Origin of the sequence: Paenibacillus sp. FSL H7-689 (genome assembly GCF_000517905.1) — a bacterium.
Taxonomy (GTDB): Bacteria; Bacillota; Bacilli; order Paenibacillales; family Paenibacillaceae; genus Paenibacillus; species Paenibacillus amylolyticus.
In genome coordinates this window covers 100,408-115,944 of sequence record NZ_ASPU01000028.1, presented here as the reverse complement: position 1 = coordinate 115,944, position 15,537 = coordinate 100,408, and the positions used below count along the sequence as shown (strand labels likewise).

At 47.8% G+C, this 15,537-nt stretch carries 11 protein-coding genes; all 11 read right to left on the bottom strand.

Going from position 1 to position 15,537, the window contains the following annotated elements; genetic code table 11:
* Positions 1–30: 30 nt before the first annotated feature.
* The 11 genes from C170_RS20140 to C170_RS20090 all read right to left on the bottom strand — a co-directional run bounded on the left by C170_RS20140 (position 31) and on the right by C170_RS20090 (position 15,516).
* Positions 31–2,691: a PBP1A family penicillin-binding protein gene (locus C170_RS20140; protein WP_036613559.1), complete on the bottom strand. Its 2,661-nt coding sequence runs from the start codon at positions 2,689–2,691 to the stop codon at positions 31–33.
* Positions 2,692–2,861: 170 nt separating this feature from the next.
* Positions 2,862–3,104, bottom strand: a complete 243-nt coding sequence (gene hfq / locus C170_RS20135; protein ID WP_017687918.1) for an RNA chaperone Hfq — start codon at positions 3,102–3,104, stop codon at positions 2,862–2,864.
* A gap of 373 nt (positions 3,105–3,477) precedes the next feature.
* Positions 3,478–4,434 (bottom strand): tRNA (adenosine(37)-N6)-dimethylallyltransferase MiaA, encoded by a 957-nt coding sequence (miaA, locus tag C170_RS20130; RefSeq protein ID WP_036613558.1) that lies wholly within the window; start codon positions 4,432–4,434, stop codon positions 3,478–3,480.
* Entirely contained in the window at positions 4,415–5,200 is a 786-nt protein-coding gene (locus C170_RS20125; RefSeq protein ID WP_036613556.1) for a class I SAM-dependent methyltransferase, read from the bottom strand. Before C170_RS20125 ends, miaA begins: the two co-directional genes overlap by 20 nt.
* Before the next feature lie 17 nt (positions 5,201–5,217).
* Entirely contained in the window at positions 5,218–7,446 is a 2,229-nt protein-coding gene (gene mutL / locus C170_RS20120; protein ID WP_036613553.1) for a DNA mismatch repair endonuclease MutL, read from the bottom strand.
* Between the two features lie 21 nt (positions 7,447–7,467).
* The gene (gene mutS / locus C170_RS20115; protein ID WP_036613551.1) at positions 7,468–10,269 is read right to left on the bottom strand and encodes a DNA mismatch repair protein MutS; all 2,802 of its coding nucleotides are present in this window, start codon (positions 10,267–10,269) and stop codon (positions 7,468–7,470) included.
* Positions 10,270–10,476: 207 nt separating this feature from the next.
* The gene (locus tag C170_RS20110) at positions 10,477–11,727 is read right to left on the bottom strand and encodes a putative amidoligase domain-containing protein (RefSeq protein ID WP_235193888.1); all 1,251 of its coding nucleotides are present in this window, start codon (positions 11,725–11,727) and stop codon (positions 10,477–10,479) included.
* A gap of 201 nt (positions 11,728–11,928) precedes the next feature.
* On the bottom strand, positions 11,929–12,489 hold the full coding sequence (locus C170_RS20105) for an outer spore coat protein CotE (protein WP_017687912.1): 561 nt from the start codon (positions 12,487–12,489) through the stop codon (positions 11,929–11,931).
* Positions 12,490–12,564: 75 nt separating this feature from the next.
* Positions 12,565–13,542 carry an aromatic acid exporter family protein gene (locus C170_RS20100; RefSeq protein WP_036613548.1) on the bottom strand — a complete coding sequence of 326 codons (978 nt, stop codon included), beginning with the start codon at positions 13,540–13,542 and terminating at the stop codon, positions 12,565–12,567.
* Between the two features lie 349 nt (positions 13,543–13,891).
* On the bottom strand, positions 13,892–14,683 hold the full coding sequence (locus C170_RS20095) for an ABC transporter permease (RefSeq protein WP_370739078.1): 792 nt from the start codon (positions 14,681–14,683) through the stop codon (positions 13,892–13,894).
* 38 nt (positions 14,684–14,721) lie between these two features.
* On the bottom strand, positions 14,722–15,516 hold the full coding sequence (locus C170_RS20090; protein WP_036613545.1) for an ABC transporter ATP-binding protein: 795 nt from the start codon (positions 15,514–15,516) through the stop codon (positions 14,722–14,724).
* Positions 15,517–15,537 lie beyond the last annotated feature (21 nt).

The window sequence follows — 15,537 nt, the reverse complement described above, 5'->3', positions numbered from 1 at the left end:
TTCGTTGTAGCTATTTAGTGATTCATTGGCTTAGCCGCCGGTGCCAGCTTGGGAATCTGCAGGTGCATCTGTCCCTCCAGTATCCCCACTTGTTCCGCTGTCCGGAGTTACAACTTCGCCCGGCGTTGTTACGCCCCCATCATCGGGACCTTCACCATTTCCGCCAGGATCTGTTGTGCCCTGACCAGGTGGGGTCGTATTGCCTTCCCCAGGTTGACCGTTTCCGCCGTTATTACCACCGTTGCCATTGTTTCCGTTATTACCATTACCATTTCCGTTGTTGCCATTTTCATTTCCATTACCGTTATTACCGTTCGAGTTGCCATTATCCGGTGTACCATTGTCCGGATTCTCCGTACCTGGCTGCTCAGGATCTATCTCTGTTCCAGGGTCTATACCAGGATCAGGTTCCTCCGGCGGCACTTCCTGCGCTTCAATCATCAAGGAGATGGTGTTGGAAGGATCCGTCTCAAGTCCTGATGCCAAGTCGTAAGCTGTCACATAGTACTCATAGGTTAGACCAGGCAACGCACTTAAATCTTGTGCACTGGTCGCTCCTACTGCATCAATGAGATGAGTGAACTGCGCTTCAGATGTTTCTTTCCGATAAATCCGATATTGAGTACTCGCGTCACCCGTTCCAGTCCAACTCAGGGAGACGGTTTGTGCATTTGGATCGTATGATCCACTCAGCCCACTAACGGACAGAGCTGGCTTTTCTGGTTCTTCTACTGGCGGAGGTGCCTGCCCTCCAGCTGGTGCTTTGAATTGCTTCACTGGAACGCCTTTTAAAGCATCTCCCATGACTTTGGCAAAGAAAGCTGCCGACAGCTTACTGCTGTTCTTAAGCATATGATTGGCATCCGGATTGTCATAGCCCATCCAGACTGCGGCAGTCCATTCCGGGGTGTATCCAACAAACCATACATCACGGTTGGCACTGTTGCCAGAGATACCACTTTGAACTGTTCCTGTTTTACCCGCTACCGGACGATCCAGACGTGCTGAACGTCCCGTACCGTCATTAACGACGTTCTGCAGCATCTGTGTAAGCTGATACGCATTTTGCTCACTCATGACACGCGTTGTGTCCGAGTTATCATGTTTATAAGTGGTTTTGCCTGCGCTATCCTTGATTTCTTTAATCGCATAGGCTTGTCGGTATTCTCCGAGGTTGGCAAATGCACTATAGGCTTGCACCATTTCCAGTGTATTTGTACCTTTACTTAAACCACCGAGGGCAATCGCCAAGTTTTTGTCTTCATCTGTCAGCTGTATACCTACACTCTTGGCAAAATTAATGCCTGTGTTAACGCCTATTTTATCAAGCAGCCAAACCGCAGGAATATTTTCCGACTTCGTAATGGCTTCAGTCATACTGATCGTTGAAGAATATCCATGCAAGTTACCAGGACAGTAGTTACCAAAACATTGCTTCGCATTACTCAGCGACGAATTGGCACTGTAATTTCCTGATTCAAGCGCCGGTGCATAAGACACAATCGGTTTAAAAGCTGAACCTGGTTGTCTTCGACTCTGCGTTACACGGCTATAACCTTTAGTCTGATAATCCCGTCCACCCAAGAGGGCAACGAGGCTACCATTCTCATGGTTCATGATAACCATGGAGCCTTGGACCTGTTGATCATCTTTGCTTGCCTCGAACAGACTGTCATCTGTGAAGGCCGTTTCCATGGCTGTTTGAGCCTGAGCATCCATGGTCGTATAGATTTTGTATCCGCCGATATTCAAATCATCTTCCGTTTTACCTGTTACTCGTTCAGCTTCACGGAGCACATAATCTATAAAACCTTGATACTTCCTGTCTTTCTCTGGTCGCTTGTAGTTATAGTTAATCTCTTTTGCTTCGTCCATCTCCGCCTTGGTAATGTAGCCTTGTTCATACATCAACTGCAATACCACACCTCGACGTGCTTTTGAGTCGTTTGGATTGCTCACCGGATTATAGGCAGAAGGCCCTTTCGGCATAGCTGCCAATGTAGCAATTTGCCACAACTTCAACCTCTTGAGATCAGTAACTCCAAAGTAAAATTCAGATGCCGCTTTAATCCCGTAACGCTGATGACCGAAGAAAATCCGGTTCAGATACATCGTCAGGATTTCGTCTTTTGTGTACTTGCGCTCTAATGCCATGGCAATCGATACTTCCGTTGCTTTACGGAAGAACGTTTTGTCACGGGACAAGAACATGTTCTTGGCAAGCTGTTGGGTTAGTGTACTACCACCTTCCACCATGGAACGAGCCATGACGTCCTTAACCGCCGCACGCCCAATGGACCAAATATCCACGCCTTGGTGATCGTAGAATCGCTTATCCTCCGTTGCAACAAAGGCTTGCTTCACCAGCTCAGGAATATCATCTTCTTTGACAGGTTCCAGCTTCTGAATGGATAGTTCCCCCATTAATTGGCCATTGCGATCATATACTTTTGAAGTTTCATTAATTGTGGTTTTGTCCTTATTGGCTTTGAGCAGATTTTCACCACTCACCATAATAAATAAATATCCGCCAAGTGCACAGAATATGGCGATTGCCATTGTGAAAAACAGTGTCCATCCAACGCGTTTACCCGTAATTTTTTTCTTTTTAGAGGTCTTTGGCTTCGCTTTTTTGGGTGACTTGTTATTGTTGTTGCGATTGTTAGACCTCGACAACGGATCGTTTGGCATGTTACCTCCTGACTCCCTTTCGGTTGCATAATTTCTAATCGTCTGTAGGCTCAGGCATATATTAAACATATTTTGCCCGGAATGAAAAGAACAACCCTTTATTCAGGTTGCTCTGTTTCAATACCTATACTTGTAGACGAAATGGTTGGTGAAAAGGTTTCGTAATTTTTTTAAGCTTCGCCGCTGTTATCTTGCTGCATCAGCGATACGCTGCGTTGCGGCGTGAACGTGGAGATGGCATGCTTGTAGACCATTTGCTGGCGTCCGTCGCTGTCAATGACGATCGTAAAATTGTCAAATGCCTTGATCGTCCCGCGGATTTGGAAGCCGTTGGTCAGATAGACCGTAGCAGGAATATTTTCTTTCCGCAGTTGGTTCAAGAACGTATCTTGGATGTTGATGGACTTGTTCATTAGCCGTACCCCCATTGGTTCATTTGAATTCGTGTTCAAGTAATATTCAATATCGCTGAGTAGCTTTCGTGCTATTATATCATGAACAGTTTCATATAATCCACAAAAACCCCTTGTCTGCTATTTTACCCCCATTCTTAGCGAGGAGAACAAATAGAAGACTTATCCATTATACACCGCTTGTCTGTTTTGCAAAAGAGGGACAAATTCTTCATTTTAAAGCACATTTATTCGTTGTTTGCCGAATACTTAATCTCTACCATCTGTTCTAGTGATAAATAAAAACCTCTATCCTTTTGATGACCAGAAGGTAGAGGTTTACATATCTTGATCTAATCGATGCCTGTCAGAAGAATACTAACAATCGCTCAAATCAATCAAATTTTTGTGTAATCAATTCACTTATCTGCTTGTATTTCCCTTCAAAATCCTGGGTATCCGTCATGTCCACCCATTCAATATCCTTCATATGGCGGAACCAGGAAAGCTGCCGTTTGGCAAACCGACGTGTATCCCTCTTCAACCACTCAACCGCAGCTTCCCAACTCACTTCCCCTTGCAGGAACGCTGCAATCTCCTTATACCCCAGCCCTTGCATGGAAATATGACCTCTGGCTACTCCGCGTTCCAACAGGGACTTCACTTCATCCACAAGACCTTGTTCGATCATCAGATCAATCCGCTCTTCTACCCGGGCGTACAACTTCTGCCGATCCATTGTCAAACCAACAATAAGAAGGTCATAAGGTGACTCTTTCTTCTGTACTGCCAGCTGATCAGACCACTTCTCTCCTGTGAGATGATGGATCTCAAGCGCACGTACAATTCGCCGTTGGTCATTCGGATGCAGACGATCCGCACTAACGGGATCAACTTCCCTCAGTCGATCATGAAGGGCCTGAGCTCCATTTAGCTCAGCATAGCTGAATTGTTCCTCTCTGAACGCTTCATCCGAACCGCTATCCGAAAATTGAAAGCCGTAACATACAGATTCCACATACAGACCGGTGCCCCCTACAATAAAAGGCATTTTACCGCGTTCGTGGATTTCACTAATCAATCGTGTGCAACTCTCCTGAAACTCGGCCACAGAATACGGATACTCCGGTTCATGGATATCAATGAGATGATGGGGTACACCCTTCATTTCTTCAGAGGTAATCTTGGCAGTTCCGATATCCATTTCTCGATATACCTGCATCGAATCTCCTGAGATAATCTCACAATTGAAAGCTTGGGCAAGCTCGATGCTCATTCTTGTTTTGCCTACTGCTGTTGGTCCAACCAACACAAGCAGTTTAGGTTTTGGTTTAACTTCCACTTTCAACATTAATCACTCCGTACAGGGTTTTTGCATTCGCCCGATCAAGTATTTCAAATCCGAGCCTGTCAAACTCCGCGCTGCCGCGCTTTTCTTTCATGACTACCCGTTTACGGGCAACCCGTTTTGCTTCCATAATGCTCTGTTCATCCAGCGCGTGAGCATTTGCATAATCTCGCAAGGGCTGTATAGCACTTGAATCCATCATTGGCTCACGAAACATGGGGTCAAAATATACGGTGTCACAGCTTTGATCTGGCAACGATCGAAGCAAATCGAGATGATTCGCATGATGCAGCTCAATACGCCGGAAAGCTTCATTTACCGCTGGCTTGATCGTCTCATATTGAGACATCCCTTCCACTAATAGTGTGTATAGCGGAAGAGAGCTCTCACATGCAATCACCCGTCCACTTTTACCCACTGCAACCGAGAACACCAGTGCATCCGTGCCCAGTCCGGCTGTACAATCGATGATGGTATCCCCTTCATTCACCGCCCCCGCCTCCAGCAGTGGATCAGGTTCTCCTCGCAATATACGTTTGGCACGAACAAATCCCATGCTGGGGTGGAACTCCAGCAACGGTGAATCCTTCCGAAATAAACGCACTTTACCCTGGAGTACAACCAGAACTTCCTCCGCCTCATAGTGTTCAATCATCATGGGCAGAGACATTTTATTACGGCGCACGTAAGTACCCCCTGTTGTTTCAGCAAGGTTTCGGGCACGCTCCACAAGTAAAGCCGCTTCCTTTTCACCGGTTGTAATATACATAGATTCCTCCTAAATAGCTACATAACACGTTTGAACAATTTTTCCAGATCATATGTTGAAAATGAAACCACAATCGGCCGCCCATGTGGACACGTATAGGGCTGTCGACATGAACCCAGACGCTGAATCAGCACCTCTGCCTCCTGATCCGTCAGCTTCTGGTTAGCTTTGATGGATGCCTTGCAGGAGCACATGATTGATGCAGCTTCTCGCATCTTGGCGACATCTATGCTACGTTCACTAAGAACCCATTCGGACATTTCTTCGATAATGTCTTTCTCGTCCCCTTTGGGGAACCAGAACGGATGGGAGCGCACACGGAACGTCTGTCCACCGAAATGCTCCAAATATACACCCGCCTGTTCGAACCAGGCCAGCCTTGTTTTCAGCTTTTCCGTCTCCGAAGGTGTAAATTCGAGCGTAATAGGCAGCAGTAACTCTTGTGAGGCCTGGGCAGGGTTACCAAATTTCTCGTAATAGTATTCATAATTAACGCGTTCATGAGCAGCATGCTGATCAATCAAATATAAACCTTGGTCATTTTGCGCAATCAAATACGTACCATGATGCTGTCCGATCAGACTCAGCTCCGGAAATTCAGGCATGGATGCATCTGATTTAACGGCAGCAGCAAGTTTAGTGGCATCAGGCAGACCTGAGGTTTTCCACGTCCGTTCCCCTCTTGCAATCGAAGACGGGTTGTAGGTTGACCGAGCTTCCCTAACCGGTGAATTTACGGATTCGGAGCGATACGTAGCTGGTTTACCTTCAGCCAAAGGTTTTTCTGTTGCTCCACGATCCCCACCATCTTGAGAAGAGAGGTCAGATTTGGGAACAGTTTCGGTAGAACTTGTATTTGAACTTGTACTTACATCCTTAGTGCCTTCTTGCACGTCAGCGGATGTCTGCCCCTCGCCATGACTAGCAATCTTCTGCAAAATATCCCCGTTCCAACTTTCTAACTGCTCCGGGGGCTGTGTAACCTCAGGTGGAGCTTCGGGCAACGGCACTGAGTGACCCTGTTCAGATACCAACTGTGCTGTAGACACATCCGCCGGAGCATCCAAATCCAGATCATCATCTTCTGTAGTTAACTTCAGAGGTGCAGCAGTAGGTTTCCCAAGTGGCCCTTGTTGCCCATATCCTTCTGCATCAGATGCATCTTTCAGCGGACCACGTGGAAAGAGGAATTGTTCCTGGATAAAGGAACTATCGTCCCCACGTCGAATCTGCTGTTTTTTGACCTGTGGAATTAATACCTCCTGCCGGAGTATACCCCGCAACGTCGTCTCTATAAATTCATACAGTTCTGGTTCCTTGCTGAAGCGAACCTCCAACTTGGCCGGATGCACGTTCACATCCACAAGAGAGGGGTGCATCTCCAACTGCACCACGACAAGTGGGAAGCGATTGATGGGCAGCAAGGTATGGTAGGCTTTGAGAATCGCCTGATTGAGACCGTAATTGCGAACAAATCTCCCATTAACAATCGTTGACATACCATTACGATTCGCTCGTGTCCATTCTGGCAGGCTGATCAGCCCGCTCACCCGGTAATCCAGACTTTCTCCCTGGATGGGAAGCATCGCTTTGGCAGCACTTGTCCCATAGATCGCTGCAACCACTTGTAGCAGATCGCCGTTGCCCAACGTCTGAAGCAACACATTCTCATTATGGCGCAGTCGGAACGAAATGTTTGGATGAGACATCGCCATCCGGTATAGGACATCTGAAATATGTCCCAGTTCCGTCTGGATCGTTTTCATATATTTGAGTCTGGCAGGTGTATTGTAAAATAGTTCTCTCACTGCAAAATCTGTACCTTGAGGTGAGGTTGCGTCTTCATGAGTGCGAAGGTTCCCGCCTTCAATTACGATGCGGCGCCCCCGCCCATCATTGTCACTTGCCGACAATACCTCTACCTTGGACACGGCGGCAATACTCGCCAAGGCTTCGCCACGGAATCCAAGACTTGTGATCTGAAACAGATCTCGGCCATGGGCTATTTTGCTGGTCGCATGACGATAAAAGGCGGTTTCCATGTCCTCTGGCTCAATACCTGTACCATTGTCTTTGACACGAATACTGAGGAGTCCGCCCTCTTCCACCGTCACTTCAATTTTGGTGGCGCCTGCATCCACCGAGTTTTCGAGCAACTCTTTGACAACTGAAGCAGGCCGTTCGACCACTTCACCCGCCGCGATCTGGTTGGCAATATGTTCATCAAGCACATGTATCTTCGCCACAGGTTTTCCCCTCCCTTATACTCAGGATAATTGCTGTGCCTTCAATTTGAGATCATTCAATATCTGCATCGCCTGAAGAGGCGTCATATTCATGACATCGATATCTTTCATCGTACGGATGAATTCTCGCGCTGGTTTATCCACCGCAACTACATCCGGTTTCGTTGCCACACTCGGCTCATCATCCCCAAAGATGGACAGTTGAACCACATCCGAATGGTTTGCGCTGGACTGTCCTTTGCTGTTTGAGTTCTTAGCATGTTGCTTCCCAACCGAATCTTCAATAGAAGGTGTGTACTCTGCACTCTCCTCAATCTCGTGTTCCCGGATCAATGGTGCTGAATCCGTGTGCTGGAATTCTCCACCTTTTAATTTCAAGCCTTCTTCCTGCTTCTCGTTTCCGATATATTCACTGCCCACCGCAACCTGAGCAGCCGCATGTTCAAACCCATGCAAAAGTCCATTCGCCCGCTCAATAATGCTATCAGGCAGACCTGCAAGGCGTGCACAATAGATACCATAACTGCTGCTGGCTGCCCCGGCAATCAATTTGCGCAGGAAATTAACTTTGTCACCACTCTCCTGTACCGCCATCGAGTAGTTGGCCAGCTTGTCCAGACTCTCCTCCAGATGAGCAAGTTCATGGAAATGAGTTGATACAAGGGCTTTACAGCCGATAATATCATGTACATATTCAATAACAGACTGAGCAATCGCCATACCTTCGCTGGTCGATGTCCCTCGTCCCAATTCATCGATAATAATCAGACTACGTGGTGTAGCTTTGTCCGTCATGACCTGAATGTCGGCCATCTCCACCATGAATGTGCTTTGTCCGCCAATGAGATCATCCGCGGCACCGATCCGTGTGAAAATGCGATCCATGATCGGCACTTCCGCCTGACCCGCAGGTACAAAACAACCTACTTGCGCCAAAATGGAGATTAAAGCGACCTGTCGCATATACGTACTCTTACCAGCCATATTTGGTCCAGTAATCAGCAGAATACGTGCCTCTTCCTTGGTCATTGCCGTGTGATTGGCAATAAATGCGCCATCTCGCATGACCGCCTCAACGACCGGATGGCGTCCCTCTTCCACAACCAGATCATAACCGTCCGTCAACGTAGGACGTACAAAGTTGCGCTCAGCACTAATCACCGCAAAAGATTGATACACATCAATTTCCGCTACCTGTTCAGCCAGCTTCTGCAATCTTGCAATCTCTTTGTTCAGCCGCTCGCGCAGCTCTGCGAACAGACCATACTCAATATCAACCATTTTGTCCTGAGCTTCGAGAATCAGCGTCTCTTTTTCCTTCAACTCCGGTGTAATGTAACGTTCTGCATTGGCAAGTGTCTGTTTACGTTCATAACGTCCCTCTGGTAACGCGGACAGATTGGACTTGGTGATCTCGATATAATAACCAAATACTTTGTTATATCCAATTTTCAGCGATCGAATGCCTGTCGCCTCACGCTCTCTCGCTTCAAGCTCCGCAATCCACTGTTTCCCGTTAACCGAAGCCTCACGCAATTCATCCAGACGTTCATGGTACCCTTCACGAATCAGACCTCCGTCCCTTACCGATACCGGCGGCTCGTCCACAATGGCATGCCCGATGGCTTCACGCAGATCATTGCAATCATCCATCGTTTCGGCAATATGCTGCAATGTTGCGGAAGATGATCCTGCGCAATGCTGACGAAGTCCTGGAATTTTCTCCAGCGATGACTTGAGCGCATTCAGGTCACGACCATTCGCATTACCAAACGCAATCCGGCCTACCAAACGCTCCAGATCATAGATGTCTTTAAGTTCTGTCCGCAGGTCCTCACGCAATATAAACTGGTTGTACAACGTATCCACTGCTTCAAGACGCTCATTAATCTTCCCTTTTTGTAACAATGGCTTATCGACCCAGCGACGCAGCATTCTTGCACCCATGGACGTCTCGGTCCGATCAAGCAACCAGAGTAATGAACCTTTTTTGGAGCGTTCACGCACAGTTTCCACCAATTCCAGGTTCCGGCGGGTAAACGGGTCCAAGATCATGTAATGATCGGGCTCATACGTTGAGATTTGAGTTAACTGCCCCAGAGAACGTTTCTGTGTCTCACTCAGATAGGAGAAAAGACGTGCAATGCACGCTTGACGTTCAGGCTCTAATCTTGCCCATACAGCCTCGCCAAACTGCTGACGGACCAGATCTTCCTTATTCTTTGTCCACGACGTGTAAACCACAGGACGACCGATTGGAGACGCCTCGGCTTCTACCGTTTCAAGCAGCGCTGCATCCCCCACCAGCTCCGATGGTTCGTAGATGCCGATTTCATCCTTGAGCCATTCCTTGGAATAAGGTACGGATGTCACATACAACTCACCCGTTGACAGATCACAGGCCGCGAGCGCCAGCGTATTTTGATTACCTGTAAGACAGACCATGTAGTTGTTGGACTTGTCACCCAGCGTCTTTCCTTCCATCACCGTTCCGGGTGTAACCACACGTACAATTTCGCGTCGTACCATGCCTTTGGTTACACTTGCATCTTCCATCTGCTCGCAAATTGCAACTTTATATCCTTTTTCAATCAGACGCTGTATGTAATTGTCAGCCGAATGATAAGGTACACCGCACATCGGAATTTTGTCATCCGTGCCTCCGTTGCGTGCGGTCAGCGTGATCTCAAGTTCACGGGAAGCATTAATCGCATCCTCGAAGAACAATTCATAGAAGTCACCCAGTCTAAAAAATAAAAAAGCATCTTGTGCTTCGGCTTTCACTTGCAAATATTGTTGAATCATTGGCGTATACTGAGCCATGATGAATATCCTCCATCCTGTTCCTATAATGTCAGGAAGAAACGCATCCTGGAAGGACAATAAGACGGTCAGGCACTGTGTTTGCGCCTCCGCCTTATGTGTTGGCTAATCGCCACTTCCTTCAAGGGTTGCTGCTCCATATCTTCCGTAGTAGCTTATTACTCATAAAAGACTTGTTTCTTATTATATCAAAAAAACGCCCGTACTTCATGAACCTGCCCGAATATTCCAGAGTTTGCGAATATCACGGCTCTCATCCCAAGTTCTTCCCAGTTTTAATTGAAGGATTAACGGAGACGCATACCGTTCATAACGTGCATATCCATCCAACCTCTTCAGATCATCTACGAGTGCTGGGATGTGTTCCTTAATCACTTCGCGCTTTCCTTCATAAAATGCGGTATGAACCTCAGCTTTCGCCAACGGACGCTGCCGTAATTGAGTATACCCGCTCGCGATCAGACCTGCCAAGGCCACAACACCTTTTGCAACAAGGGGCGACACAAGAAAGCTGGGTAACGTACGATACTCAAACCCACCATAGGATTTCAGACGAAAATCACCAAGTGCTCCATAACGGGGTCGTCTTCCCGATCCACGGGGGTCTTGCAGAAATGCCAGTGGAAATGCCAGATAATTGTCCAGTGCACGAAGCAGTTCCCCGGTAAGATTCACCCCGCTAAAATGAATATGACCACCCAAAGGTAACCCCCGTTGTGGCATCCCTCCTGCCTGCCAGATGAGCGAGTGATCACTGATGCTGCGGGAAGCGGCTGCGAATGCCCTCATCAGATGAGCCAGCAGTTCTCGTGGTTCGGAGCTGGGAGCCGGTCGCAGTTCGGCAACCGGATATATGCGCCGTCCACCAATCGTCACGGAATCACAGCCTGCCATTCCTGTACGTTCAAGAAATCTGGAGGCGGGTACGATTTTGGATTCCGGCATCTGCACCAGAAGAAACTCCGGGTCCATGCCGAGTATTGGAATGGGTCTGTGACTCAGTTCCTCATCCAGCAGTTCCTGATGCTGCTTCCAGCTTTCCCTATAGGTAGCAGCAAGGTTGGTCACCCCTTTCCAGGGACACGGGTCGATCGAAATCACTGCACAGCCGCCATTCCCTGAGGATTCCATTCGAACAGCTCCATGATCCAGCCCTAGCGTATACAGCGTTTTGATCGCAAGTCGTTCTATGCGCTTGAACAAGGTTGAACTCGCTTCACGCTCCAACAGAGTTTCCTGTGCCCCTCCCATGCCACTAGTATCCTTGCGTTTGATCCGGATCGCCTGCAGACAGCTTATCTCTACGTCATAGCGTACACGCAAGCCTGGTTCACGTTTGCGCCGATCGTCCAGTGACAATACTTCAATGCCTGCCTGTTTCAACCGTTCTGCACGTTCTCCAGAAGTCATCCTTTCATATCGGCGCAGCGCTTCCTCCGCTTGTTCCATCACATTCATTACGTCCCCCCTCCCGGATCATGCAACTAAAATAAAAATAACCCCGCAATGCGGAGCCTTCCCGTGAAAGGTATTCCAGGCACATTGCGAGGCTCGTTACCACCCATTTTTTAATATTTAAGAAGAAAGAGGGCTTACGCCCTCTTCACCGCGCCTTCTGGCGCATATGATACCTTAGGTTATCAAATACAGGCGTCAAACTCACAGCTCATCGTCGAGCAGATCGGGATCGAGATCGTCATAATCTCCATCGGCACTGCCAAAGTCATAGTCCTTGTCTTCGTAGTCACCGCAACCATCTGTGCAGACCTTCACACAAACTTTGGTTTCGGCAACGAGTTCCACAGCGAATTCCCGTTCTACCCGGATAATTACACTGCTTCCACCTGCTGATACTGTGGCTTCCACACAGCTAGGTTCCTGCGTTGCATCCGCAGATACCTCCACTGTGGAAGTCCGGTGTTTCGGGTCCAGATAGGACAAAGGCACATGTTCTACATACGAGACCGTTTCTTTGGCTACATCCGTCTGAGAGTTCTTGTCGTAGGAATACCAAATGTTGATATCGTAAGTACCAATAACTTCAATTCCGTCACCCGCTGATACGGCTTCATATTGGTGGTTGATAATCCAAGCCCCCAAAATACTTGTCGGACCATTTGGCGGAGTCACGGTATGTGTTACGGTAGAGAACTTACGACCTTTGCCGCAGATCGCCTTCGTGATAATCTCTCTACATTGATGTTTATGACTCAATGACATCTTTAAACCTCCTCCATACAATCATTCACTACAAGTGTATGCAGGGCATTCGTCTAGGGTGACAACTATTTTCTATTATTCGTTTGTAGATTGGGACCGGTCCGAGATTGGGGACGGTGCTTTGTCCTTCTTCGCGACTTTCAGATACAGCGCGAGTTCGCGGCACAGCTGGAGAATTGCAGAACGAATCTCGAATTCTTCCCTTGTATCCGGCAGCTCCATACGTTTGAATTCTTCTTGCACATCTGCAAGAAGTTTTTCAGTTCGTCCCGTGTAGGATTCAGTGAGTACGTCCTGACTAAGCTGATCGAACAGCTCCGATACCATCTCCGCATGTGGCATCTTCTGATAGATCTGGGACACGAGATGCATCATGTGCTGGATGGAGTCCAACTGCGTTTTGCGCATATAGAAGTAGACGCTCCATTCCTCATTCGGATGAATCACCTGATTCTCCAGAGAACGTTTGGCAGCATCAATACCGCCAAGGATCGCTTTATCTGCTTCAATCAGCTCTCTCCCTGCCCATGCTTCATTGGGATTACGCAGCGTGGCCGCAAATTCCTTGAAAATCTTCGAGAAGAGTTCATCGATTCGTTTGCGAATGCGCAGCATCTGTGGATCTGCTGCCGGCATATAGGCCAGGTTAACCGCCATTGCGGAACCAAGACCAATTAACAACAAAGCAATTTGTACGAGGACGACATGCACGTCCATCTCCCCGCCGCCGAACACCCGAAACACCACAACAGAACCTGTAACAATGCCTTCTTTAAATCCTACCCGGACAATAGCCGGGAATGCGATCAATATGTATACCGCCAGCACCCAATAATGGAAGCCTAGAAAGTGAAAAAGTACACTTGCAAATAAAAGTCCAACTACGGAAGCAAAGAACCGCGCCGATATGGTGCGAATACTTCGTTTTCTCGTTACATCCACACCAAGAATGGCAAGCAATCCCGCTGATGTTGGTCCCGGCAAGCGACACCAGTCTGCAATCAATACAGCCATTAATGCGGCGATTGCAGTTTTAATTACCCTAAAACCCATTTAACATTCCATCTCCTCTAAGCAGCAAAAAAAATTCTTAGCCAGCTCGTCGCCTCATTCATTTATCATGACTAGTATGTCTCATCCAAAAGTAAACTAGACGACATCAACCGACATGCGCATGCATGCCGGTCACAGCAACACGCCCCGAATGAGGGACGCTGGCAAGTTAGATCGTTGCGACAGAACCTCAAGGCCCTCTTCTCCAATCATCGCATTCATTCCGGATCTGCGCGGAATAATCATACTAAATATGGTACTTGATTTTACGGTATCGGGCAACGTGACACCCCTTGTGAAATTGTATACATATCATACCCGGTCACATTACGAGTAAAACACTTCCGAATCACCTTCGGCCAGCCAGCATTTTGCGTTCTGCATAGACAACAAGTTGGTACATGGCTGTTGCAACTGCAGCAATAATTAACAGACTTGATAATACAAGTGTGAAGTTGAATACCTGGAATCCATAGATAATGAGATAACCGAGTCCTTGTTTGGCGACAAGAAACTCACCCACAATTACACCCACCCAAGCCATGCCAACGTTCACTTTCAAGGTGGATACAATCGCCGGAAAAGAAGCAGGTAATACAACTTTGGTAAAAATCTCGGAACGTTCTCCACCAAACGTACGAATGACTTTGATATAATTGGGATCGACTTCATTGAAGCTGTTATACACGACCAATGTTGTAATAATAACCGTAATGGACAACGTGGTCATAACAATCGCTGTAAAACCCGCGCCGAACATCACAATAAAGATTGGGCCAAGTGCTACCTTTGGCATACTGTTGAATACAACCATATAGGGGTCCAGCACTTTGGACAAAAAAGGAGACCACCAAATTAAAACCGCAAGCAAGGTTCCCACCAGTGTTCCCAGTAAAAAACCAACTGCCGTTTCCCCTACGGTTACCCCAACATGTGCCCACAACTCGCCACTAGCGATGTCCTTGCCAATCTGGGCAAAAACCTTACTCGGATAACTGAATAACAGTACATCAATCCAACGGAGTCTGCCTGCCACTTCCCATAGCAAAAACATACATACTAACATAGATAACTGTACGGCAAGCACTTGATGTCGCCATCTGGCCACCTGCTGAATATGATTCCGATGCAGCTGCCCCATCCATTCGTCACGCTTTTCCTGCTTCGGATTCATTGGATTCACGCGTCTTCCTCACCTCCCCCGGACTGATCCAGTTCACTCCACAATGCCTGAAACAACGCATTAAATCCTTCTTGCTCCCTGGCATGAAACGGCTGAGATTTACGAATTTCATCGGGAATGATAAATTCACGACGGATGCGGCCCGGATTGCGATCCAGTACAATGACGCGGTCACTGACCGCAATGGCTTCAGACAAATCATGGGTGACGAGAACGGATGTTTTGCCAAACTGTTTTAACGTGTCCGAGACCAGATCCTCCAATTGCAGCTTGGTTTGATAATCAAGTGCTGAGAATGGTTCATCCAACAATAAAATCCCCGGATCGGTTGCCAGCGTGCGCACCAGGGCTACTCGCTGTCTCATGCCTCCTGAAAGCTCTGAAGGGTACTGATTCTCCGTTCCGGCCAATCCCATACTTACCAGCAGTTCCCGTACACGCTCACGGCTCCGTTCATCAAGTCTGCCTGTCAGTTCAAGACCGATTAATGCATTATCCAGAATGGTCCGCCACGGAAACAGATAGTCCTGTTGAAGCATATAACCAATCTGTGCTGAGGGGCCGCCAACGAGTTTACCTTTAACCTTAACCTCTCCTCGGGTGGGTGTGAGCAGCCCGGCGATGATCGACAACAATGTCGTTTTACCGCATCCACTCGGTCCAACCAGACTGACGAACTCTCCTTTTTGGATCTCCAGACTCAAGTCCTCAAGCACCAAGGAAGCTTCCCGCTCGCTGACGTATACTTGAGAGATCCCCTCCAGTCGGATCACACTTTCGGATTCAGGCATTCTGCTCACTTCCTTTCCTGA

Bases quoted from the DNA above. Each gene is read 5' to 3' on its own strand.
- C170_RS20140 (WP_036613559.1), bottom strand. From the start codon at position 2,691: ATGCCAAACGATCCGTTGTCGAGGTCTAACAATCGCAACAACAATAAC.
- hfq (WP_017687918.1), bottom strand. From the start codon at position 3,104: ATGAACAAGTCCATCAACATCCAAGATACGTTCTTGAACCAACTGCGG.
- miaA (WP_036613558.1), bottom strand. From the start codon at position 4,434: ATGTTGAAAGTGGAAGTTAAACCAAAACCTAAACTGCTTGTGTTGGTT.
- C170_RS20125 (WP_036613556.1), bottom strand. From the start codon at position 5,200: ATGTATATTACAACCGGTGAAAAGGAAGCGGCTTTACTTGTGGAGCGT.
- mutS (WP_036613551.1), bottom strand. From the start codon at position 10,269: ATGGCTCAGTATACGCCAATGATTCAACAATATTTGCAAGTGAAAGCC.
- C170_RS20110 (WP_235193888.1), bottom strand. From the start codon at position 11,727: ATGAATGTGATGGAACAAGCGGAGGAAGCGCTGCGCCGATATGAAAGG.
- C170_RS20105 (WP_017687912.1), bottom strand. From the start codon at position 12,489: ATGTCATTGAGTCATAAACATCAATGTAGAGAGATTATCACGAAGGCG.
- C170_RS20100 (WP_036613548.1), bottom strand. From the start codon at position 13,542: ATGGGTTTTAGGGTAATTAAAACTGCAATCGCCGCATTAATGGCTGTA.
- C170_RS20095 (WP_370739078.1), bottom strand. From the start codon at position 14,683: ATGGGGCAGCTGCATCGGAATCATATTCAGCAGGTGGCCAGATGGCGA.
- C170_RS20090 (WP_036613545.1), bottom strand. From the start codon at position 15,516: ATGCCTGAATCCGAAAGTGTGATCCGACTGGAGGGGATCTCTCAAGTA.